The following is a 21028-nucleotide window of genomic DNA, read 5'->3' as shown; positions in this document are numbered from 1 at the left end:
GACGGTCAGCGTGCGACCTCGGTGAAGGCCGCCGTCAGGAGCTGCGGGTCCGGTGCCTCGAGGATGCCCGGCTTGCCGAGCGCGTCGAGCACGACGAACCGCAGCCGGTCGCCGCGGGTCTTCTTGTCGATGCGCATGGTGTCGAGCAGCCGCGGCCAGGCCTGGCCGTCGTAGGTGGTGGGCAGGCCGAGCAGCTCGAGGACGCGGCGGTGGCGGTCGGCGGTGTCGTCGTCGAGACGGCCGGCGAGGCGGCCCAGCTCGGCGGCGAACACCATGCCGACGGAGACGGCGGCGCCGTGGCGCCACTTGTACCGCTCCAGCTTCTCGATGGCGTGTCCGAGCGTGTGCCCGTAGTTGAGGATCTCGCGCAGCCCCGACTCGCGCAGGTCCGCGCCCACCACGTCCGCCTTCACCCGCACCGACCGCACCACGAGCTCGCGCACGTACGGACCGTCCGGCCGCGCGGCGCCGGCGGGGTCGGCCTCGACGAGGTCGAGGATCGCGGGGTCGGCGATGAAGCCGGCCTTGATCACCTCGGCGAGGCCGGCGACGTACTCGTTGGGCGGCAGCGACGACAACGCGGCGAGGTCGCACAGCACGCCGGCCGGCGGGTGGAAGGCGCCGACCAGGTTCTTGCCCTCGGCGGTGTTGATGCCGGTCTTCCCGCCCACCGCGGCGTCGACCATGCCGAGCACCGTCGTCGGCACCGGCACCCAGCGCACGCCGCGCAGCCAGGACGCCGCGACGAAGCCGGCGAGGTCGGTGGTGGCGCCGCCGCCGATGCCGACGATCGCGTCGGAGCGGGTCATGCCGATACGGCCGAGCACCGACCAGCAGTACGCCGCCACCTCGGCGGTCTTGGCGTCCTCGGCGTCGGGGACCTCGACGGCGTGCGCCTCGAAGCCCTGCGCCACGAGGTCGTCGCGGACGGCGTCGGCGGTGGTGCGCAGCGCGCCCGGGTGGATGACGGCGACCCGCCGGACGCCGTCGCCGAGCAGGCCGGGCAGCTCGCCCAGCAGGCCGGTGCCGACGACGACGTCGTACGCGTGCTCGCCGCCGACGCGGACCCGCGTGGGCGCGGCGGTGTCAGCGGACATGCTTGACGACCTCGTCGGCGATGTCCTCGGGGTCGCGTCCGGCGGTGTCGACGGTGACCGTGGCGGCCTCGGCGTAGACCGGCCGGCGTTCGTCGAGCAGCCGCTTGAGCTGGGCCCGCGGGCTCTCCAGCAGCAGCGGCCGGTCGCGGTTCATGCCGACCCGCGAGACGGCGTCGGCCAGGCCGACGTCGAGGAAGACGACGACGTGGCCGGCGAGCAGCGCGCGGTTCTCCGCCGCGACGACCGCGCCCCCGCCGAGCGCGAGGACGCCGTCGTGCTCGGTCAGGGCGGCCGCGACGGCGTCGCGCTCGAGCGCGCGGAACGCCGGCTCGCCGTCCTCGACGAAGATGTCGGTGATCGGCTTGCCGGCCACCCGCTCGATGTCGGTGTCGGTGTCGCGGAACCGGGTGCCCAGGCGACGCGCCACCAGCGTGCCGACGGTGGTCTTGCCGGCTCCGGGCGGGCCGATGACGACGACGCGCGGCGCCATCAGCGCACTTCCAGCCGCGACGGGATGGCGTCGAGGTACGCGCGCAGGTTGCGTGCGGTCTCGGCGACGGAGTCGCCGCCGAACTTCTCCAGCGCCAGCTCGGCCACGACCAGCGCGACCATGGCCTCGGCGACGACACCGGCGGCGGGCACGGCGGCGACGTCGGAGCGCTGGTGGTGCGCCTTGGCGACCTCGCCGGTGGCGGTGTCGACGGTGCGCAGCGCGCGCGGCACCGTCGAGATCGGCTTCATCGCGGCGCGGACCCGCAGCGTCTCGCCGGTGGACATGCCGCCCTCGATGCCGCCGGAGCGCCCCGACGTGCGCCGCACGCCCCCGCCGTCGACCGGCATGATCTCGTCCTGCGCCTTGGACCCGCGGGTGCGCGCCAGCTCGAAGCCGTCGCCGACCTCGACGCCCTTGATGGCCTGGATGCCCATGAGCGCGCCGGCCAGCCGCGCGTCGAGCTTGCGGTCGCCGTGCACGTAGCTGCCGACGCCCGGCGGCAGGCCGGTGACGACCACCTCGACGACGCCGCCCAGGGTGTCGCCCTCGTCGTGCGCGGCGTCGACCTCGGCCACCATGAGCTTGCTGGTGTCGACGTCGAAGCAGCGCAGCGGGTCGGCGTCGAGGTAGTCGACGTCGTCGGGCCCGGGCAGCGGCGAGCCGGCCGGCACCGCGACCGTGCCCAGCTCGACCGTGTGGCTGACCAGCCGGACGCCGTAGGCCTGGCGCAGGAACGCCGACGCGACGGCGCCGAGGGCCACCCGGGCGGCGGTCTCGCGGGCGCTGGCCCGCTCGAGCACCGGTCGCGATTCGTCGAAGCCGTACTTCTGCATGCCGGCGAGGTCGGCGTGGCCGGGGCGCGGGCGGGTCAGCGGCGCGTTGCGCGCCAGCCCGTCGAGCACCTCGGGGTCGACCGGGTCGGCCGACATGACCTGCTCCCACTTGGGCCACTCGGTGTTGCCCACCTCGATGGCGACGGGGCCGCCCATGGTCCGGCCGTGCCGCACCCCGCCGACCAGCGTGACGGCGTCGGCCTCGAACTTCATGCGGGCGCCACGGCCGTACCCGAGCCGCCGCCGCGCCAGCGCCGCGTCGACGTCGGCGGTCGTGACCTCGACCCCGGCCGGAAGTCCCTCGAGGATCGCGACCAGGGCCGGGCCGTGCGACTCCCCCGCTGTCAGCCATCTGAGCATGCTCGGATTCTCCCACGCTCCGCCCGCCCGTCCCGACCGGCGTCCGCCTGCCGGCGTTTGCCTTGCCGGCCGAATTCTGTCCAGTCCGTCTGGATGGAATCCCGATGGCCCGTCCAAGATGCCAAGCAGCGGCTCAGCGAGTTGCTGCGCAAGGCGATCGACGAGGGGCCGCAGATCGTCGCCGAACGCGCGCACGAACTGCCGTGCGACATCGAGTACGCCGGGGTGAGCGTGCTCGACCCGTTCGCGGGCTGACGGCAATGCCCGTGCTCGCCGCCCGGGCGCTGGTCTAGGCTCGCAGGGTGCCGCACGAGATCGATCCAGCCTTCATCGCCCTGCCGATGCGCTCGCTGGCCGACGCCGCGTTGCAGCGGGCCCGCGAGCTCGGCGTCGAGCACGCCGACTTCCGGCTCGAGCGCATCCGCTCCCAGGACCTCTCCTTCCGCGACGGCAAGCTCGAGGGCAGCCGCGACGGTGAGGACGTCGGGTTCGCGGTGCGCGTCCTGCACGAGGGGACGTGGGGGTTCGCCGCCACCGTCGACCTCACCATCGACGACGCCGCGAAGACGGCCGAGAAGGCGGTCGACCTCGCGAAGGTCTCGCGCCGGCTCAGCCCGGCTCGCACCGAGCTGGCCGACGAGCCCGTCCATCCCGACGTCACGTGGGTGTCGGCGTACGAGATCAACCCGTTCGAGGTCGCCGACACCGAGAAGATCGACCGCATGGTCGGCCAGTCCGTCCGCGTCCTCGCCCAGGACGACGTCGACCACGTCACCGCGCAGCTGCAGCAGGTGCAGGAGAACAAGTTCTACGCGGACACCCGCGGCACCGTCACCACCCAGCAGCGGGTCCGGCTGCACCCGGTCTTCGAGGCGGTCAAGGTCGACCCCGAGACCGGCCGGTTCGAGACCATGCGCACGCTCGCCGCACCCGCCGGCCGCGGCTGGGAGTACGCCACCGGCGCCGACGGCGTCGTCGACTGGGGCGCCGCGCTCGACGAGCTGGGGCCGCTGCTGGCGGAGAAGTTCGCCGCGCCGAGCGTCCGGTCCGGCCGCTACGACCTCGTCATCGACCCCACGAACCTGTGGCTGACGATCCACGAGTCCATCGGCCACGCCACCGAGCTCGACCGCGCGCTCGGCTACGAGGCCAACTACGCCGGCACCTCGTTCGCCACCCTCGACCAGCTGTGGACGCTGCGCTACGGCTCGCCGATCATGCACGTCACCGGCGACCGCACCACCCCGCACGGCCTGTCCACCATCGGCTACGACGACGAGGGCGTGGCGTCGCAGCGGTGGGACATCGTCAACGGCGGCACGCTCGTCGGCTATCAGCTCGACCGCGCGATGGCCGCCGCCAACGCCAGCGCGCTGGGCACCAGCCGCTCCAACGGCTGCGCGTTCGCCGACTCCCCCGGCCACGTGCCGGTGCAGCGCATGGCGAACGTGTCGCTGCAGCCGGCCGACGGCGGACCGTCGACGGAGGAACTGATCGGACAGGTCGACGACGGCGTGTACGTCGTCGGCGACAAGTCGTGGTCCATCGACATGCAGCGCTACAACTTCCAGTTCACCGGCCAGCGGTTCTACCGCATCCGCGGCGGCGAGCTGGACGGCCAGCTGCGCGACGTCGCCTACCAGGCCACGACGACCGACTTCTGGGGCTCCATGGCCGCGGTCGGCGGCCCGCAGACGTACGTACTGGGCGGGGCGTTCAACTGCGGCAAGGCCCAGCCGGGCCAGATCGCGCCGGTCTCGCACGGCGCCCCGTCCGCCCTGTTCCGCGACATCCGCGTGCTCAACACCGCCGAGGAGGGTGGCCAGTGACGCCCCAGGAGATCGTCGAGCGCTGCCTCGAGCTGTCGAAGGCCAGCGGCACGATCGTGCTGGTCGACGAGGGGTCGACGGCGAACCTGCGCTGGGCCACCAACGCGCTGACGACGAACGGCGTCACCCGCGACCGGTCGGTCACCGTCATCGCGACCGTCGAGGGCGCCAGCGGCACCGCGTCCGGCGTGGTCGCCCGCAGCGCCGTCACGCCCGAGGGCCTCGAGCCACTGGTCCGCGCCGCCGAGCAGGCCGCCCGCGACAACGGCCCGGCCGAGGACGCCCAGCCGCTGGTGCCCGGCGACGCCGGCCCGGGCTGGGCCGACCCGCCCGGCGAGACCTCGCCCGCGGTGTTCGCGCACATCGCGCCCGCCCTCGGCGACGCGTTCAGCCGCGCCGACGACGAGCGGCGGCTGCTCTATGGCTACCTCGAGCACGGCGTGCGCACCACGTACCTCGGCTCGTCGACGGGCCTGCGGGCCCGGCACGAGCAGCCGACCGGGCACATCGGCATCACCGGCAAGTCCGCCGACAAGAGCCGCTCGGCGTGGGTCGGCCAGTCCTCGCGCGACCTCGCCGACGTCGACGTCACCGCGCTCGACGCCGAGCTGACCAAGCGGCTGGGCTGGGCGCAGCGGACGGTCGAGCTGCCGGCCGGCCGCTACGACACCGTGCTGCCGCCGACCGCCGTCGCGGACCTGATGATCTACGCCTACTGGACGATGAGCGCCCGCGACGCCGCCGACGGCCAGTCGGTGTACTCCGCGCCGGGCGGCGCCACGCGGGTCGGCGAGCGGCTGTCGAAGCACCCGGTGTCGCTGTGGTCCGACCCCACCGCGCCGGGCCTGGAGTGCGCGTCGTCGGTGTACGTGCACGCGTCGTCGGCCGAGTCGAGCGTGTTCGACAACGGCCTGCCGGTCGGGCGCACGTCCTGGATCGACGACGGCACGCTGCGGGCGCTGCTGCAGACCCGCCACTCCGCCGGGCTGACCGGCCTGCCCGTCACCCCCGCCGTCGACAACCTCGGCCTCACCGTCGACGGCGCCACCGGCGGCGTCGACGACCTCGCGGCCGGCGTCGAGCGCGGCCTGCTGCTCACCTGCCTGTGGTACATCCGCGCCGTCGACCCGCAGACGCTGCTGCTCACCGGCCTCACCCGCGACGGCGTCTACCTCGTCGAGAACGGCGAGGTCACCGGCGCGGTGAACAACTACCGGTTCAACGAGAGCCCGGTGGCGCTGCTCGACCGCTTCACCGCGGCCGGCGCCACGGTGCCGACGTTCAGCCGCGAGTGGGGCGACTACTTCCCGCGCACGGCGATGCCGGCCCTGCGGGTGCCCGACTTCAACATGTCGTCGGTGTCGCAGGCCTCCTGACGTCACGGCTTAGCATCGGTTACAGCATGAACCGATGCTAAGCTGGCGTCATGGCATCGGATACCGCGTGGCCGGCGATCGGCTGGGAGGCGCACCCCTGGCGCTCCACCCTGCCGCCCGAGCTGGTGTCACGGCGGCTCCGCGAGCGCCACAGCGGCCTTTACCACGCTGCCGTCGTCCCGCCCATCGCCACCGCCGACGTCGCCCTGCCGTCGGCGGTGCTGGCCCTGGCCGACGAGGCCTCCGTCGAGATCGCCAGGTACGACGTCGAGGTCGGGGCCGGCATGGCGCCGTTCGGCGCGTTGCTGCTCCGCTCGGAGTCGGCGTCGTCGTCGCAGATCGAGAACCTCACCTCCGGCGCCCGGGCCATCGCCCTTGCCGAGCTCGACGACGGCAGCCGGTCCAACGCGGCGCGCATCGTGGCGAACGTCCGGGCCATGGAAGCGGCCATCGACCTCGCCGACCGGCTGAGCGCCGACGCGGTCCTCGCGATGCACGCGGCGCTGATGGCGCACGATCAGGAGCACTCCCCCGGCCGGTGGCGCGACGAGCAGGTGTGGATCGGCGGCACGAACGTCGGGCCGCACGAGGCGGCCTTCGTGCCGCCTCATCACGCGCGGGTCCGCGCGGCGATCGACGACCTCATGACGTTCGTCCACCGCGACGACGTTCCCGCACTCGTTCATGCCGCGCTCGCGCACGCGCAGTTCGAGACCATCCACCCGTTCACTGACGGCAACGGCCGCACGGGGCGGGCGCTGATCCACGCCATGCTGCGGGCCAGCGGCCTCACCAGGAACGTCACGGTACCGGTGTCGGCCGGCCTGCTCACCGACACCGACGGCTACTTCGCCGCGCTGACCGCCTTCCGCGACGGCGATCCGGTGCCGATCGTCGGCGCGATGGCCGAGGCCGCGCTCATCGCCGTCGGCAACGGACGTCAGCTGACCGCGGACCTCGACGCTGCCCGGGACCGGTGGGGCGCACGGATCAGAGCACGCCGCGACTCCGCCGTCTGGCGGCTGGCCGACCTCCTGGTGCGTCAGCCGGTCATCGACGCGGCCATGGCCCAGTCCGAGCTCGGCACCACGTCGGCGAACACGCACGCCGCCATCCGGCAGCTCGAGGAGGCCGGCGTCATCACGGAGTTCTCCGGGCGGCGCCGCGGCCGGTACTGGCAGGCCCCGGAGATCCTGACGGCGCTCGACGACTTCGCCGCGCGGGCCGGACGGCGTGGCCGTCCGGCCCGCTGAGCGGGTGGTCCGTCAGGGACGCCCGTCCACCACGGTGACGGTCTCGTCGGTGGTCGAGACCCGGCCGTAGGGGTCGGTGCTGCGGACGGTGACGGTGTGCTCGCCGAGGCGCAGCCCGCGGGGCAGCACGTACGACCACAGGTGCGACGACGGCTCGGGGGCGGCCGGGCGCAGGCTGCCGGTGAGCGTCGACCGGAGCACCGAGATGTACGGGTCGTTCTGCGGCGCGAGGTGCGTCATCGGAGCGAACGGGCCGCCGTCGACGCTCACCTCGACGGTGTGCCGCGAGCCGCCGTCGAACACGTTGGCCGTCACCGTCGGCCGCTGGACGCCGGAACCCGTCCAGTCGCGCGCCGCGAACTCCACCTCACCCGGCGCGAAGCCGTCCACCCCGCTGACGCCGCCGGGGATGCGGACCTCGTCGCCCCAGCCGCCGTCGAAGGTGAGCCGGATCTGGTAGTCCTCCGGCAGGCTGGCCGGCCGGAACTGGGCCCGGTACTCGTTGCCGGAGAAGAACAGCTCGTAGTGCCCGTTCGGGTTGCCGTCGGACATGTCCGCCGCCTGGATGCCCCGCGAGTCGCGCGGGCCGGTGTTCCAGCCGCTGCCGCGCACCTCGGCCAGCACCTGGTGGTGGAAGTCCTTCGGGCCGTACCAGCCGTGCTCCTCGCCCATGTACATCTGCCAGCTGTTGCTGGTGTCGTGGCCGGAGATCGTGTAGACGTGCTCGCGGCCCTCGAGGACGTCGAACAGCTCGGTGAGGTTGGTGGTGTTGACGCCGTCGGACGCGGTGGCGTCGGTGGCCAGCGGGATGTGCGTCCCGATGACGATGAGCCGGTCGTCCGGCACGTGTGCCAGGTCGTTCTGCAGCCACTGCAGCTGCTCGTCGTTCAGGTACCCGATGTAGCCGTGGTCCGGTCCCTGGTGCCGGACGTTGTCCATCAGCACGAAGTGCACCCGGCCGTAGTCGAACGAGTAGTCCGTCGGCCCGAACGTCTCCTTGTAGGTGTCGGTGGCGTTCGCGTCGGTGGGCGCGTCGTAGTCCTGGTCGTGGTTGCCGGGCGTGTTCCACCACGGGATCCCGATCCGCGCGACGGCGGAGTTGTGCGGCGCGAACAGGTCCAGCGGGTCGTTGACGATGTCGCCGACGGTGAGGCCGAAGCGGGCGTCGGTGTTGCCGACGATGCCGGCGATGACGTCGATCGCCATGGTGTCGATCTGCCCGGTGTTCGACGTCTGCGGGTCGGCGAACGCCAGCGCCGAGAACTGCTCGTCGACGGAGTCGTCGCGGTGCAGCGGGAAGTCGACGGACGCGGGCAGCGGGCCGGTCGGGTCGACGCCGCCGTAGCGCAGCTCGTACGGGCTGCCGTCCGGGAAGTGCTTGTAGTAGAACTGCGGCAGCTGCACGTCGTTGACCGGCACCATCCAGCCGGCCGGCTTGCTGACGAAGATCACGGTCTCGTCGTCGACGCTCAGGCGGTAGCGGCCGTGCGCGTCGGTGCGTACGACGTCGCGGCCGTTCGACACCGACACGTCCGGCACGCCGGCCTCGCCGCCGTCGCGCTCGCCGTTGCGGTTGGCGTCCTCGTAGACGACGCCGGTGGCCGTCTCGGTCTCGGGTGCGGTCTCGGCGCCGGCCAATCCGAGGCCGGTCGCGCCCAGCCCGGCCACGGTCGCCGTGATGCCGGCGCCGATCAGCCGTCCGCTGCGTCTCGCCATGGTGTCCTCCGGTCAAGTGGGGGTGCACGGAGTGCTGCGAGACTCAACCTGGACGACGTTTCCGAACGCCAGGTGACCGGCCACGGGCCAACGGCCGAAGGTTCAGTGCGACGGCGGGCGCGGCGGCTGGTGACCGAGCCGGGCCGGCGGCCACGGCAGCGTCCGGACGGACGGGTCGACGTCGCGCTGGACGGCGGGCGGCGCCGGCGGCGCGGGGTCGATGACGGGCTCGGCCTCCCCCGCCGCGACCATCCGCTCGGCCAGCCGCCGTCGCAGCTCGGCGGCGACCCCGCGGTGCGACTCGGCGCCGACGAGGTTGACCAGCTCGTACGGGTCGTGCGTGAGGTCGTGCAGGGCGGCCTCGACGTAGCGCCCGGCGGCGGCGTCGTGCCACGGGTCGGCGTCGGGCGCGACGACGTAGTACTTCCACCGCGACGTGCGCAGCACCCGGCCCACCTCCGACTCGCTGACCTGCACGAACACGTCGTCGGGCCAGTCGGCGGCGGCACCGGGGTCGCGCACCAGCGGCAGGAACGAGCGGCCCTGCATGGTGTCCGGCACCGGCAGCCCGGCCGCCTCGAGCAGCGTCGGAGCGAGGTCCACGCCGCTGACCGGCCGCGACACCCGTCCGCCGCCGTCGAACCCAGGCCCGCGCAGCGCCAGCGGCACCCGGATCGAGGCGTCGTGGCAGGACCGCTTGTACTCGCCGTTGCGGGTCTTGAAGTGACAGCCGTGGTCGGAGGTGAACGCCACGATGGTGTCGTCGAGCAGGTCGAGGCTGCGCAGCGCGTCCAGCAGCCGGCCGAGTCCCTCGTCGACCCGCCGGATCTGCCCCCAGTAGCCGCCGAGGTGCTGGTGCGCGGTGCCGCCGGCGCCGGACAGCGCGGCGAGGTCAGGTGGCACCCAGCGGCCCTGGTAGCGCTGCTCGTACCCCTCCGGCGCCGGGTAGGAGTCGACCTCGTTCTGGTGGTGCGGCTCGATCAGCGACAGGAACAGGAAGAACGGGTCGCGCCGCGCCGGCCCGCCGAGCGCCGGCGGCACACCGGCACAGTCCCCGACGAACCGGATGGCGGCGTCGACCAGCGCGTCGGACCGGTACCCGGGCAGCAGCACCGGCACGCCGTCGTTGTCGAACACCACCGTGCGGTGGTCGTCGGAGCTGAACTCCAGCAGGTTGGCGCCCAGCCAGGACCCGTAGCCGCCGCGCTGCTCCGGCGGGACGGGCTCGGCGCCGGCCAGGTGCCACTTGCCGATGTAGCCGGTGCGATAGCCGGCCGCGCCGAAGTGGTCGGCCAGCGTCCGGGTGTCCGCGGGCAGCGGCAGCGCGTTGCGGAAGACGCCCGACGCGGTGCCGTACCGGCCGGTCTGCAGCGCCGCCCGCGACGGCGCGCACACCGGGTTGGCGGCGAACGCCTGCGCGACGTGCGTGCCGTGGGTGGCCAGCCGGTCGAACTCCGGGGTCAGGCCGAGCGGGTTGCCGTGCACCCCGGTGGAGTCCCAGCGCTGCTGGTCGGTGAGGACAACCACGACGTTCGGACGGCCGGGCTGCTGGGACATCGAGTGGGACTCCTCATTTCAGGCCGCTGAGCGTGATGCCGCGGACGAAGTAGCGCTGGCTGAACAGGAACAGCAGCACGGTCGGGACGAACAGGATGACCGATCCGGCCGCGGTGAGGTGCCAGAGCGTGAAGTACTCCTGGTTGAACAGCGTCAGCCCGACCGGGATCGTCCGCATCTCCTCGCTCGACGTCGCCACCAGCGGCCACAGGAACTCGTTCCACTGGAACACGAACGTGAACAACCCCAGCACCGCCAGCGCCGGCTTCACCTGCGGCAGGATCACCCGCAGGTAGATCCGCAGCTCGGACGCGCCGTCGATGCGGGCGGCGTGGATGAGGTCGTCCGGGATCGGCTGGATGAACTGGCGCATCAGAAAGATGCCGAACGCGTCCATCAGGAACGGGACGATCAGCGCCTGGTGGGTGTCCAGCCAGCCGAGGTCCGACATCATGACGTACAGCGGGATCATCCGCACGAACAGCGGGATCATCAGGGTCGTCAGCAGCAGCAGGAACAGCGTGTTGCGCAGCGGGAACCGGAACTTGGCGAACACGTACCCGATCAGCGGGTCGAACACCAGGTGCGCCACGGTGATGCCGCCGGCCACGATCAGGCTGTTCGCGATGAAGTGCGCGAACGGCGCCCGCTCGAACAGCTCGGCGTAGTTGCCCCATTGCGGCGACTCCGGCCAGAGCACCGGGTTCGCGGCCAGCGTCTCGGCCTCGGTCTGCAGCGACAGCGCCGCCATGTACAGCAGCGGCAGGACGGTCACCGCGGCGGCCACCGTCAGGACGACGTAGCCCGCCACCCGGGCGACCGGCCGGGACCGCGTCGCGGCCATCAGTACTGCACCTCACCCTTGCGCCCGGCCCGCAGCTGCACCACCGTCGCGACGACGATGACGAGGAACAGCAGGAACGACAGCGCCGACGCGTAGCCGAAGTCGCGCGAGGTGAACGCGACGTTGAAGACGTGGAAGATGTAGAGGTCGGTGCGGCCGGCCGGCCCGCCGCCGGTGATGATGTACGCCTGCCCGAACGCCTGCAGCCCGCTGATCACCGCCATCACCGACACGAACAACGTCGTCGGCGCCAGCAGCGGCAGCGTGATGCGCCAGAACCGCTGCCACGCCCCGGCGCCGTCGACCAGCGCGGCCTCGTGGTACTCCTCCGGGATGCTCTGCAGGCCGGCCAGGAACAGCACCATCGTGTAGCCGACCGTCATCCACAGCGTGACGCCGACGATGGTGGCCAGCGGGTGCGTGTTCAGCCAGGTCTGGGTGGGCAGCCCGAGGTCGGCGAGCACCCGGTTGAGGATGCCCAGTTGCGGGTCCAGGATGTTGCGCCACAGCAGGCCGATGATCGCCACCGACGTCAGGTACGGCACCAGCAGTGCGGCCCGGAACACCACCCGTCCGCGCAGCTTCTGGTTGAGCAGCAGCGCCAGCGCCAGCCCGATGACGATGGCGCCGACGGTCGTCGCCGCCCCGAAGACCAGCGTGACGGTGAACGAGTTGCGCACCGCCGCGTCCTCGAACGCCCGCGTGTAGTTGTCCAGCCCGGCGTAGACGTCGGCCTGCGGGCCGGTGCGGAACGAGTTGGCCAGGATGTTCCCGATGGGCAGGTAGAACATCAGCCCGAAGAACGCGAACGCCGGCAGCAGGAACAGGTACGCGGTGACGACGTAGCGGCGGTGCAGCGAGCGCGCGAACGGCCCGCGACGGCGCACCGGCGGCGGGGCGCCGGCCGCCGCGGGCGCCGTCGTGACGGGGGCACTCATCCGGCGATGGCCTTCTCCGCCGCGGCGGTGAACGTCTCCAGCGCCTGCGCGGCGGGCGTGTTGTTCATGACGACGTCCTGGTAGAGCACCGTGAACAGCTCGATGACCTCGCCGCTCTTCCCCGTCAGCCGCAGCTCCTCGCTGGTGTCGACGGCGTACTCGAAGCCCTGCGCGAACGCCGCCAGCCGCTCGTCGTCCTGGACCACCGGGTCGGCGGCCCACGACAGCCGCGGCATCAGCATGCCCACCTCCTCGGTGGCCGCCCGTTCGACGTCGAGGGCGGTGATGCGCTTGACGAAGTCCCACGACAGGTCCGGGTTCTTCGCCTTCGCCGGCACGAATACGCTGGTGCCGGCCTGCACCGTCGCCTGGACGTCGTTCGTCAGGGCGGGCGCGATGCCGAGGTCGAGGTCGGGGCTGGCCTCCGCGATCGGGCCGAGGTCCCACGGGCCGGTGAGGATCATGGCGGCGCGGCCGGCCGACAGCAGCTTCTGCGGCCCGGAGTAGTCGGTGCCCGGCGTCGGCACCGGCGCGACGCCGTGCACGTGCACGAGATCGGCCTGGAACTGCAGCGCCTCGATCGCCTTCTCGTTCGGCACCAGCACCCCGCCGCTGCTCACGTCGTAGTACTTCACGCCGCTCTGCAGCAGCCACGGCCAGGCGTACGTCGAGTCCTGGTTGAGCGCGACGCCGTGCACGCGGTCGCCGGTCAGGGCCTGAGCCGCGGTGAGGAAGTCGTCCCACGTCGTCGGGACCTCGACGCCGGCGGCGTCCAGCAGCGCGCGGTTGTACAGCAGCATGGTGCAGGTGAGGTGCAGCTGGACGCCGTACACCTCGCCCTCGTAGGAGTTGCGCGAGATGGTCCGCGGCTGCCAGTCGTCCGGGTAGCCCATGTCCGCGCCGTCGGCGTCGACGTAGGACTGCAGCGACAGTGCGTCGCCGCTGATCGCGAACTCCTGGACCCAGCCGCCCGGCTCCTCGACGACGTCCGGCGCGTTGCCGGAGGCGAGGTCGGACAGCAACCGGGTGCGCAGGTCGTCCCACTGGTACTTCTGGAAGTTGACGGTGACGCCGTGCTCCTCCTCGAACGCCGCGATGACCTCGTCGTACGCGGCGTAGGCGTGGCCGGCGTTCCAGTAGACGGTGAAGTCGCCGCCGCCCCCGTCGCCGCCCGCGGACGCGTCGGACGACGGCGCGCCGGAGCAGCCGCTCAGCCAGGGCGCGGTCAGCCCGGCGACCGCGCCGGCACCGGTCCAGTGCAGCAGTTGACGTCGAGTGGGTCGGGGTGTCGCCATTGACGGTGCTCCTCTCTGGGGAGGCGGCCGGGCAGGGCTCAGCTGGAGCCGCGGGGGTGGAACGCCCAGGGGTCGCTCAGCTCGCGGCCCCGCTCCGGCACGCCGGCGTCGATGCGGTCGAACAGCAGGCGGGCGACCTCGGTGAAGTCGTCCTCCGTGGCCGGCCCGACGGTGCTGAGGGCCGGGCGGGTGATGAGGCTCTCCGGCAGGTTGCCGGCGCCGACGACGGCCAGCTCGCCGGGCACGCCGGCCCCGGCGTCGCGGGCCGCCCAGATGGCGCTGACGCCGGCCCGGGCCGACGCCGCGAACACGGCGTCGGGCGGGTCGGGACGGTCGAGCAGGGCGGTGACGGCGTGGTAGGCGGCGACGCGGTCGTCGGCGCCGGTCACGACGAGCGACGGGTCGGGCTCGGCGCCGTGGCGCTCGAGCGCGGCGAGGTAGGCGGACATGCGCTCGGACGAGCTCGGGTCGTCGACCTCGTAGCGGTGGCCGACGAACGCGACCCGGCGGCGCCCGGCGCCGAAGAGGTGGTCGAACGCGGCGTCGCAGGCCGGCGTCTGCGGCGCCCGGACGACGTCGAAGCCGTCGGGTGGCGCGGTGTTGCTCATGACGACCATCGGCAGGCCGCCGCGGGCGAGGCCGGTCAACTCCGCACCGTCCAGGAACCGGATGTCGGGCGCGATGACGGCGCCGTCGGCGATGCGCTGCTGCAGCAGCTCGACCGCCTTGGCCGCCCGGGCCGGCGAGTTCACGACGATGGTGAGCACGCCGTAGCCGGCCTCGTCGGCCCGGTCGTGGATGTCCTGGGCCAGCTGGTCGTAGGCCGGCACGCCGATCGAGCCGACGACGAGGCAGACCTGCTCGGTGCGCCGGTTGCGCAGGCTGCGCGCGGACCGGTTGGGCGCGTACGCGAGGCGCCCGGCCGCCTCGAGCACGCGGTCGCGCGTCTCGGCCGGGATGCGGCGGTCGGTGCGCCCGTTCATGACGTACGAGACGGTCGCGACCGAAACGCCGGCCAGCGCGGCCACGTCGCGGGAGGTGGGTTGTCTCGAACGCGTCATGCTTATACGTTTAACCACGTGACCCGGGTCACCGTCAAGGGGGCGGAGCGGATTTCGTCAGGCGACCGCCACGAGGGCCAGACCGGCCACGCCGATCGCGCCCGTCACGACCGCCGAGACCACCGAGGCGAGGCAGAGAGAGCCGGTGAACTGCAACGACACGGGCAGGAAGGGGGCCACGCGAGGGAGCTCGGAGAACCGTTCGAACATGTCCCTGGACAGCTGGAAGCCGGCCCACAGGCCGCGAGCCGCCTGCCGGGCGCCACGAAGCCCCGGGCCGGCCGTCTGCACCTGTTCCAGCGCGTCGCCCGCCCGCGCCCACGCCCCGGCGATGTCGTAGGCCTCGCCGAGCTCGGCCGCCAGCTCCTCGGGCGGGTCGGCGGCGCGCAGCAGCCGGCGCCGTCGCCACAGCAGCGCCAGGCCGGGCGACGCGCCGGCGACCGCGATGGCCAGGAACACCAGGCCGGGGTAGCCGCCCAGCACCGCCGCCTCGATCGCGACCAGCAGCGCCGGGATCAGCGGCAGCAGCCCGACGATCAGCAACGGGATGCGCGCGCGGCGCACCACGCCGGCCAGCCCCTCGGCCAGCTCGCGCGACAGCGTCGCCCGAGCCTCACCGGCCGACGAGGCGGCGTCCGCCGCGATGCGCAGCCACCGGTCGGACCGGCTCTCCTCCGTGGTCATCGGCTCCTCACTTCGTTCGATACGGCAGGACGACCACCCGCTCGGCGTCGCGGTCCAGCAGCGCCGGCGCCAGCACGAACTCCTCGGCCGTCTCGCGCGGCCAGCCCAGCGCCGTCGCCAGCTCGCCGGCGTCCGCGTTGTTGAGGTCGACCAGCCCGCCGTCGTCGTAGTCGCGGCCGGCGCCCGGCCGCCCGATGCCCAGCTCGTGCGCCATGGCCGGGTCGCGGGCGACGATCTCGCGGGCCTGCCGGCGCCGCTCCCGCCCGGCGAGGACCTCGCGGACGGCCGGATGGTCCTCGATGGCGGCGGGGCCTTCGTACGGCGGCAGCTCGACCGTCTCCTCGCGGCGTCGGAACACCACCGGGCGGGCCTTCAGCGCCGCCCCGACCCCGGCGACGGCGGTCGCCAGGAAGATCATCACGAACACGTCATTCTCCGACCCCAGCGCGTACCGCAGCAGCATGCCGCCACCACCCACCGCCAGCGCGGCGGTCGCCGCCAGCCAGCCGGACGTCCGGGTGCGCCACCATGCCTGGGCCGCGGGCAGCCAGCCGAGGATCCCGACGGTGTAGACCGGCATGAGCACCCAGAGGCCCTGGCCGATCACCCGGAAGACGCGCCGCACGGGCGCAAGGATGCCACATGACGGCCGGCGGTCACCGCGCTCGCCACGGCAGCAGGATCAGGCGCTCGGCATCGCGCTCGACCATGGACGGCTCCAGCCCTGACAGTGCGTTCACCTCGTCCCAGGTGACGTAGCCGCCGCGGATGTCCCGAGCCGTCGCGTACGTCTCGGCGACGGCACGATCCCAGCGCAGGACGCTCACGAGCCCGTCCGCGGTGACGTTGTTCAGGTCGACCAGACCGCCGTCGTCGAACGACCTCGGCAGATCCGGCCTGCCGATGGCCAGCTCGTACGCCATGGCCAGATCTTGGGTCGCGATCTCTCGCGCCCGGTTGCGCCGCTCGCGGCGTCGAAGAACGTCCTGGACCGCCGGGTCGGCCGTGATCCGGTCCGGTGGCACCGGCTGCTGGCGTGTCACGACGGGCCGGTGCTGGACGTCCGCACGATGTCCGAAGACGACCGGACGAGCGAATGCGGCCGCGACTACGCCGCCGATCCCCAGCGCGATGATCAGCGCACCGATCGCGTCCCCCGGTTCGGCGGAGACGGTGCTGGCGACGAAGGTCACCGTGCCGAGCAGCAAGAGCAGCGCGACGGCCGCCCACAAAGCGCTGCGCGACCGCCACCATGCCTGCGTCGCAGGCAGCCACGACAGCAACGTGAAGCTGAGGATCGGGATGAGGATCCAGAGCCCGTGTCCGATCACCCGCGCGACCTTCGTACCGGCCGACTCCTGATGCCCAAGGCCCCCATGGTCATACCGGTCAGGGTGTCACAGACTCTCAGCCGCGGGGAAGGACGAACTCGTAGCCGGCGGCGCGCAGGGTCTCGATGATCGCCGGCAGGGCCGCCACCGTGCCCGCGCGGTCGCCGCCGCCGTCGTGCAGGAGGACGATGGCGCCGGGGTGGATGTGCTCGGCCACGTAGTCGTGGATGGCGCGGGCGCCGGGTTTGCGCCAGTCGCCAGGGTCGACGCTCCAGCCGAGGGGTACCTGGTCGTGCCCGGCGGCGACCTCGTTGACGTTGGCGGCGAAGTTGCCGCCCGGCGCGCGGAAGAACGGGACCGCGACGCCCGGGACGGCGTCGTCGATGGCGGCGAGGGTGCCGGCGATCTCGTCGTCGATGACATCGGGGTCGCGGTCAGGCAGCGAGGTGTCGTGGCTGACGGTGTGGTCGCAGAGCCGGTGGCCCCCGTCGGCGATCTCCTGGACGAGCTTCGGGTACAGCCGCGCCATCTCGCCGACCAGGCAGAACGTCGCCTTGATCTCGTACTGGCGCAGGATGCGCAGCACCTGCGGGGTCTGCTCGGGGTGCGGGCCGTCGTCGAAGGTGAGGGCGACGGTGGCGCCGTCGCGGCCGGTGAGGCGGCGGGTGCCGGCGTCGTCGACCTCGGCGACGGGAGGCTTGCCGCCCTCGGCGGCCGGGACCAGCGACAACAGCCGGACCGGCGTCTTCGGCGCGGCCTGCTGGGTGGTCTCGGCGGCGGCGGACGTGCTGCCGGGCGGCTCGCTGCGGGCGGCGCCGACGATGACCCCGACGATGAGGCAGAGAATCAGGGCAGCACGGAGCTCTCGGGACACCGGCACCACCCCACCTCAGTCAGGACGAATCCATCAGAACCCGGCAGGTGCGACGGTACCGGCGCAGCACCGCAGACCCGGTGAGGCGCGCCGAATGCGCTTTCCCTCCCAGACCGCCCACCCTGAGGAAAGCCACAGGACGATACCGGCGGTGACCTTCATCGCGCCGCCCCGCCCGAATCCCGTACCGTCGAGTCGTGAACATCCGCCTCTCCCCGGAAACCGAGCTGACCGGCCTGGCCGGCTGGGCCGTCGACCTCATGGACACCATGGGGGCGGTCGGCGCCGGCCTCGCCATCGCCGCCGAGAACCTGTTCCCGCCGCTGCCCAGCGAGGTCATCCTGCCACTGGCGGGCTTCACCGCGAGCCGCGGCGACATGAACCTGGCGGCGGCGATCATCTGGACGACGGTCGGCTCGGTGGTCGGGGCGCTGATCTGGTACGCCGTGGGCGCGGCGGTGGGGCGCGACCGCACCCGCTCCATCCTGGCGGCGCTGCCGCTGGTGAAGATGAGCGACGTCGACAAGGCGGAGGCGTGGTTCGGCAAGCACGGCGTGAAGACCATCTTCTTCGGCCGCATGATCCCGATCTTCCGCAGCTTCATCTCCATCCCGGCCGGCGTCGAACGCATGTCGCTGCCGATCTTCCTGGCGTTCACCGCGCTCGGCAGCGCCATCTGGAACAGCGTGTTCATCCTGCTCGGCTACCAGCTGGGGCAGAACTGGGACTCCGTCGAGCAGTACATCGGCATCCTGCAGTACGCGGTCATCGCGGCGGTGGTCGTCGCGGTGGCGGCGTTCGTGATCTTCCGGCTCCGGTCCAACCGGCGCGACCGCGAGCGGGCCCGGTACCGCGCGGGCCGTCAGGACCCGATGTAGCGCAGCACCGCCAGCACCCGGCGGCTGTAGCCGCCGGCGGAGGTCAGCTCCAGCTTGTCGAAGATCGCGTTGGCGTGCTTCTCGACGGCGCTCTGCGACACGTGCAGCCGGCCGGCGATCGCCGCGTTGGTGTGGCCCTGCGCCATCAGCTCCAGTACGTCGCGCTCGCGCGGGGTGAGCCGGCGCAGCGGGTCGCCGTGGGAGGTGCGGGCGATCAGCCGGCGCACCACCTCGGCGTCGTAGGCCGCTCCCCCGGCGCCCACCCGCTCCAGCGCGTCGAGGAAGTCGCCGACGTGGGCGACACGGTCCTTGAGCAGGTAGCCGACGCCCTCGGTGTGCGTCTCGAACAGCTCCGTGGCGTAGCGCCGCTCGACGTACTGCGACAGCACCAGGATCGCGACCCCCGGCCACTCGGCCTTGATCCGCAGCGCCGCCCGCAGCCCTTCGTCGGTGTGCGACGGCGGCATCCGGACGTCCGCGACCACGACGTCGGGCCGGTCGGCGGCGACAGCGGCCAGCAGCGCGTCCGCGTCGCCCACCGACGCGACCACCTCGTGGCCCTCGTCGCGCAGCAGCTTCGCCAACCCCACGCGCAGCAGCACGGAGTCCTCGGCCAGCATCACTCGCACGGCAGCTCCGCCTCCACGACCGTGCCGCGCCCGGGCGGCGACTCGACGGCGAACCGGCCGTCCAGCGCGGCGACCCGGCGGCGCAGCCCGGCCAGCCCGCCGCCGTCCGGATCGGCGCCACCCGCGCCGTCGTCGGTCACCCGCACCCGCACCGCGGCGCCCGAGCGCCACACGTCGAGGTGCAGCGACGACGCCCCGGCGTGCTTGACGGCGTTGGTGGCGGCCTCGGCGACGACGAAGTAGACGGCGGTCGCGACCGGCTCGGGCGGGGAGCCGGCCGCGTACGACAGCTTCGCCCCGGCGCCGTCGGCGACCGCCGCCAGCGCCTCCTCCAGCCCGAGGCTGTCCAGCGCCGCCGGATACACCCGCCAGGCGACGGCGCGGAGGTCGGCCAGCACCCGCTGCGACTCCTCATGCGCCGCCCGCAGCAGCTCGTCGCCACGCTCCCGGTCCGCCGCCCGCCGCGCCCGCCCCAGCAGCAGGCCGAGCGCGACCAGCCGCTGCTGGACACCGTCGTGCAGGTCACGCTCGATGCGCCGGCGTTCCGCGTCGACCACCGCGACGACGCCGGCCCGCGACTCGGCCAGTTCGTCGATGCGCCGCCGCAGCACCTCGGACTCCGTCGGCCCGAGGAACCGTCGCGCCGCCCGCCGATCCAGCCCGACGACGCCGGCCAGTCCCTGCACGGCGATGTAGAGCAGCACGGCGCCGGGCAGGATCAGCGACAGGATGGTCAGCCCGGTGACCGGCTCGCCCTCGCCGTCGAACGGGCTGCCGACCAGCCACATCCGCACCGTCACCGCGACCGTCACCACGCCCCAGACGACGAGCAGCAGGATCGCCGCGCCCAGCAGCCCGACGACGGTGCGCGCGGCGAGGTAGGCCAGTGGCCGGCCGGTGTGGTCCGGCGTCGGGGTGCCGAACCAGAGCCGCAGCCGCCGCCGTTCCCAGCCGACCAGCCGGTGCGCCGGCCGCGCGGCCGCCGTCAGCACCCGGCCGCGGGCGCCCCGCGCGGCCGCGACCGGCAGCAGCGCCACGCCGGTGACCAGCAGCAGCCCGAGCGACGCGAACGCCGACACCGCGCCCAGACTGATCCCGGCCGTGCGCCGCCACGCGACGTCGACGACGCCGCGCAGCCACGGCCGCGGCGGCGCCGCGGCCGTGGTGCTCAGACCAGCTCCTGCGGCTTCTCCCCCGGCGACTCCGGTGACCCCTCCGCGCCGGGCGCGGACTCGGCCGCCCCGGCCTGTTCGGCGCGCCGGCGGTTGCGCACGCCGATGCGATGCCGGATCAGCTCGACCAGGCCGGTGATGGTCAGCGCGATGCCGAGCCCGACGCCCAGCCCGAGCAGCGGGTTGTCCTCGAACGCGTGCCCGCCGACGTAACCGATCATGCCGGAGTAGACACCCCACGACAGCGCCGCGATGGCGTCGAAGAAGGAGAACTTGCGCAGCGGGTACTCGACCGTGCCGCAGGTGAGCGTGACCGCCGTGCGGCCGCCCGGGATGTAGCGCGCCACGATGAGGATGACGCCGCCGCGTTCCTCGAGCTGGCGACCGGCCCAGGCGAACATCGCGCCCGACTTCTTGCCGCCCTCGATGCGGTGTCTGACCCTGGTGCCCGCGGTGCGGCCGATGAAGTACGAGATGTGGTCGCCGACGAACGCGCCGGCCGCGGCCGCCAGGATGACGAACAGCAGGTTCGGCACGCCGTCGGCCGCGGCGAACACGCCGGCCGTGATGACCAGCGTCTCGCTGGGCACGGCCGGGAAGAAGCCGTCGATGGCGGAGATGGCGAACAGCACCACGTAGACCCAGGGCGACCCCATGACGTCGCGGGCGGCCTCGATGATCGCGTCGTTCATGGTCCCCCGTGTTCTCCGTTCGCCGAGTGGTACATCCGACCCTACGTGGCGCGGCGGCGCGGCACGTACGACCTCAGTCGGACGCGGACCCTGGACTTCGGGTGGGGGGTCGGGCC

At 73.1% G+C, this 21028-nt stretch carries 21 protein-coding genes; 5 read left to right on the top strand and 16 right to left on the bottom strand.

Annotation, left to right across the window (positions count from 1 at the left end):
* Positions 1 to 5: 5 nt before the first annotated feature.
* From aroB to aroC, 3 genes are read right to left on the bottom strand one after another with little or no spacing between them, the layout of a single operon-like run.
* A complete protein-coding gene (aroB, locus tag BLU82_RS10095; protein WP_092619263.1) occupies positions 6 to 1097 on the bottom strand; it encodes a 3-dehydroquinate synthase in 1092 nt (363 codons plus the stop codon).
* Complete coding sequence (locus BLU82_RS10090; protein ID WP_092619260.1) at positions 1087 to 1587, bottom strand: shikimate kinase; 501 nt, start codon at positions 1585 to 1587, stop codon at positions 1087 to 1089. The genes aroB and BLU82_RS10090 overlap by 11 nt, the downstream gene beginning before the upstream one ends.
* Positions 1587 to 2783: a chorismate synthase gene (aroC, locus tag BLU82_RS10085; RefSeq protein ID WP_092619257.1), complete on the bottom strand. Its 1197-nt coding sequence runs from the start codon at positions 2781 to 2783 to the stop codon at positions 1587 to 1589. The genes BLU82_RS10090 and aroC overlap by 1 nt, the downstream gene beginning before the upstream one ends.
* Positions 2784 to 2876: 93 nt before the next feature.
* Here aroC and BLU82_RS34090 point away from each other — a divergent pair, with 93 nt between their 5' ends.
* From BLU82_RS34090 to BLU82_RS35590, 4 genes are read left to right on the top strand one after another with little or no spacing between them, the layout of a single operon-like run.
* Complete coding sequence (locus BLU82_RS34090) at positions 2877 to 3038, top strand: type II toxin-antitoxin system prevent-host-death family antitoxin (protein WP_157740781.1); 162 nt, start codon at positions 2877 to 2879, stop codon at positions 3036 to 3038.
* 47 nt (positions 3039 to 3085) lie between these two features.
* Positions 3086 to 4612 (top strand): TldD/PmbA family protein, encoded by a 1527-nt coding sequence (locus BLU82_RS10080; protein WP_231947750.1) that lies wholly within the window; start codon positions 3086 to 3088, stop codon positions 4610 to 4612.
* Positions 4609 to 5988, top strand: coding sequence for a metallopeptidase TldD-related protein (locus BLU82_RS10075; RefSeq protein WP_092619254.1), 1380 nt, complete (start codon positions 4609 to 4611; stop codon positions 5986 to 5988). The genes BLU82_RS10080 and BLU82_RS10075 overlap by 4 nt, the downstream gene beginning before the upstream one ends.
* 50 nt (positions 5989 to 6038) lie before the next feature.
* Entirely contained in the window at positions 6039 to 7241 is a 1203-nt protein-coding gene (locus BLU82_RS35590) for a Fic family protein (protein WP_092619251.1), read from the top strand.
* A gap of 12 nt (positions 7242 to 7253) precedes the next feature.
* Here the strand turns inward: BLU82_RS35590 and BLU82_RS10065 are convergent, their stop codons facing one another.
* From BLU82_RS10065 to BLU82_RS10020, 10 genes are all read right to left on the bottom strand, one after another.
* Positions 7254 to 8957 carry a calcineurin-like phosphoesterase family protein gene (locus tag BLU82_RS10065; RefSeq protein WP_092619248.1) on the bottom strand — a complete coding sequence of 568 codons (1704 nt, stop codon included), beginning with the start codon at positions 8955 to 8957 and terminating at the stop codon, positions 7254 to 7256.
* A 102-nt stretch (positions 8958 to 9059) separates the two neighbouring features.
* Entirely contained in the window at positions 9060 to 10514 is a 1455-nt protein-coding gene (locus BLU82_RS10060) for a sulfatase-like hydrolase/transferase (protein ID WP_092619244.1), read from the bottom strand.
* Positions 10515 to 10527: 13 nt separating this feature from the next.
* Entirely contained in the window at positions 10528 to 11358 is an 831-nt protein-coding gene (locus BLU82_RS10055; RefSeq protein WP_092619241.1) for a carbohydrate ABC transporter permease, read from the bottom strand.
* Positions 11358 to 12296 (bottom strand): carbohydrate ABC transporter permease, encoded by a 939-nt coding sequence (locus BLU82_RS10050; RefSeq protein ID WP_092619238.1) that lies wholly within the window; start codon positions 12294 to 12296, stop codon positions 11358 to 11360. Before BLU82_RS10050 ends, BLU82_RS10055 begins: the two co-directional genes overlap by 1 nt.
* Positions 12293 to 13591, bottom strand: coding sequence for a sugar ABC transporter substrate-binding protein (locus BLU82_RS10045; protein WP_092619235.1), 1299 nt, complete (start codon positions 13589 to 13591; stop codon positions 12293 to 12295). Before BLU82_RS10045 ends, BLU82_RS10050 begins: the two co-directional genes overlap by 4 nt.
* Before the next feature lie 38 nt (positions 13592 to 13629).
* Positions 13630 to 14652, bottom strand: a complete 1023-nt coding sequence (locus tag BLU82_RS10040; RefSeq protein ID WP_092619232.1) for a LacI family DNA-binding transcriptional regulator — start codon at positions 14650 to 14652, stop codon at positions 13630 to 13632.
* Positions 14653 to 14709: 57 nt separating this feature from the next.
* Complete coding sequence (locus BLU82_RS10035; protein WP_092619229.1) at positions 14710 to 15336, bottom strand: hypothetical protein; 627 nt, start codon at positions 15334 to 15336, stop codon at positions 14710 to 14712.
* Between the two features lie 7 nt (positions 15337 to 15343).
* On the bottom strand, positions 15344 to 15961 hold the full coding sequence (locus BLU82_RS10030; protein ID WP_092619226.1) for a hypothetical protein: 618 nt from the start codon (positions 15959 to 15961) through the stop codon (positions 15344 to 15346).
* 31 nt (positions 15962 to 15992) lie between these two features.
* Positions 15993 to 16667 carry a hypothetical protein gene (locus tag BLU82_RS10025; RefSeq protein WP_092619223.1) on the bottom strand — a complete coding sequence of 225 codons (675 nt, stop codon included), beginning with the start codon at positions 16665 to 16667 and terminating at the stop codon, positions 15993 to 15995.
* A 76-nt stretch (positions 16668 to 16743) separates the two neighbouring features.
* Complete coding sequence (locus tag BLU82_RS10020) at positions 16744 to 17541, bottom strand: polysaccharide deacetylase family protein (protein WP_157740779.1); 798 nt, start codon at positions 17539 to 17541, stop codon at positions 16744 to 16746.
* Positions 17542 to 17801: 260 nt separating this feature from the next.
* Here BLU82_RS10020 and BLU82_RS10015 point away from each other — a divergent pair, with 260 nt between their 5' ends.
* On the top strand, positions 17802 to 18419 hold the full coding sequence (locus BLU82_RS10015) for a DedA family protein (RefSeq protein WP_092625665.1): 618 nt from the start codon (positions 17802 to 17804) through the stop codon (positions 18417 to 18419).
* Here BLU82_RS10015 and BLU82_RS10010 read toward each other — a convergent pair.
* The 3 genes from BLU82_RS10010 to BLU82_RS10000 all read right to left on the bottom strand — a co-directional run bounded on the left by BLU82_RS10010 (position 18404) and on the right by BLU82_RS10000 (position 20912).
* Positions 18404 to 19048, bottom strand: a complete 645-nt coding sequence (locus BLU82_RS10010) for a response regulator transcription factor (protein ID WP_172885567.1) — start codon at positions 19046 to 19048, stop codon at positions 18404 to 18406. The two genes, BLU82_RS10015 and BLU82_RS10010, sit on opposite strands and share 16 nt — an antisense overlap.
* The gene (locus BLU82_RS10005) at positions 19039 to 20127 is read right to left on the bottom strand and encodes a sensor histidine kinase (RefSeq protein ID WP_197682847.1); all 1089 of its coding nucleotides are present in this window, start codon (positions 20125 to 20127) and stop codon (positions 19039 to 19041) included. The genes BLU82_RS10010 and BLU82_RS10005 overlap by 10 nt, the downstream gene beginning before the upstream one ends.
* 89 nt (positions 20128 to 20216) lie before the next feature.
* Positions 20217 to 20912: a DedA family protein gene (locus tag BLU82_RS10000; RefSeq protein ID WP_092619214.1), complete on the bottom strand. Its 696-nt coding sequence runs from the start codon at positions 20910 to 20912 to the stop codon at positions 20217 to 20219.
* Between the last annotated feature and the right edge of the window lie 116 nt (positions 20913 to 21028).

It is taken from the genome of Jiangella sp. DSM 45060 (genome assembly GCF_900105175.1).
GTDB lineage: Bacteria > Actinomycetota > Actinomycetes > Jiangellales > Jiangellaceae > Jiangella.
This window is presented reverse-complemented; position numbering and strand designations above follow the sequence as displayed.

Bases quoted from the DNA above. Each gene is read 5' to 3' on its own strand.
- BLU82_RS10090 (WP_092619260.1), bottom strand. From the start codon at position 1,587: ATGGCGCCGCGCGTCGTCGTCATCGGCCCGCCCGGAGCCGGCAAGACC.
- BLU82_RS35590 (WP_092619251.1), top strand. From the start codon at position 6,039: ATGGCATCGGATACCGCGTGGCCGGCGATCGGCTGGGAGGCGCACCCC.
- BLU82_RS10060 (WP_092619244.1), bottom strand. From the start codon at position 10,514: ATGTCCCAGCAGCCCGGCCGTCCGAACGTCGTGGTTGTCCTCACCGAC.
- aroC (WP_092619257.1), bottom strand. From the start codon at position 2,783: ATGCTCAGATGGCTGACAGCGGGGGAGTCGCACGGCCCGGCCCTGGTC.
- BLU82_RS10050 (WP_092619238.1), bottom strand. From the start codon at position 12,296: ATGAGTGCCCCCGTCACGACGGCGCCCGCGGCGGCCGGCGCCCCGCCG.
- BLU82_RS10045 (WP_092619235.1), bottom strand. From the start codon at position 13,591: ATGGCGACACCCCGACCCACTCGACGTCAACTGCTGCACTGGACCGGT.
- BLU82_RS10015 (WP_092625665.1), top strand. From the start codon at position 17,802: ATGGACACCATGGGGGCGGTCGGCGCCGGCCTCGCCATCGCCGCCGAG.
- BLU82_RS10035 (WP_092619229.1), bottom strand. From the start codon at position 15,336: ATGACCACGGAGGAGAGCCGGTCCGACCGGTGGCTGCGCATCGCGGCG.
- BLU82_RS10065 (WP_092619248.1), bottom strand. From the start codon at position 8,957: ATGGCGAGACGCAGCGGACGGCTGATCGGCGCCGGCATCACGGCGACC.
- BLU82_RS10055 (WP_092619241.1), bottom strand. From the start codon at position 11,358: ATGGCCGCGACGCGGTCCCGGCCGGTCGCCCGGGTGGCGGGCTACGTC.
- BLU82_RS34090 (WP_157740781.1), top strand. From the start codon at position 2,877: ATGGAATCCCGATGGCCCGTCCAAGATGCCAAGCAGCGGCTCAGCGAG.
- BLU82_RS10040 (WP_092619232.1), bottom strand. From the start codon at position 14,652: ATGACGCGTTCGAGACAACCCACCTCCCGCGACGTGGCCGCGCTGGCC.
- aroB (WP_092619263.1), bottom strand. From the start codon at position 1,097: ATGTCCGCTGACACCGCCGCGCCCACGCGGGTCCGCGTCGGCGGCGAG.
- BLU82_RS10000 (WP_092619214.1), bottom strand. From the start codon at position 20,912: ATGAACGACGCGATCATCGAGGCCGCCCGCGACGTCATGGGGTCGCCC.